The sequence below is a fragment of the Mesorhizobium sp. M7A.F.Ca.MR.148.00.0.0 genome (assembly GCF_003997735.1).
In the GTDB taxonomy this organism is placed as follows: Bacteria; Pseudomonadota; Alphaproteobacteria; order Rhizobiales; family Rhizobiaceae; genus Mesorhizobium.
Window position 1 is genome coordinate 1 of the sequence record NZ_RZTB01000796.1, and the last position, 207, is coordinate 207.

Consider the following 207-nt stretch of genomic DNA (forward strand, 5'->3'; position numbering starts at 1 on the left):
GATCCCAAGCCAGAAGACCGGCCTGGCAGGCATTGTCATCCGCATGGTCAGGCGGGTGGCATCAGAGCGACGTGCGTCTACTTGGACGCACAAAGTACGCTCTGACAGTTTTGAATCTGCAATCGCAAGGGGACAAGCGATGCCGGAACATATGACCGCTGCCATTGACGATGAATTTGACCAGGATGCGCGCGATGCGGTCTATCG

Annotated in this window: 1 pseudogene; it reads left to right on the forward strand. The window is 56.5% G+C overall.

The features are described 5' to 3' along the window. Positions 1-207 (forward strand): annotated as a pseudogene (locus EOB49_RS37215) (hypothetical protein); the annotation flags it as partial.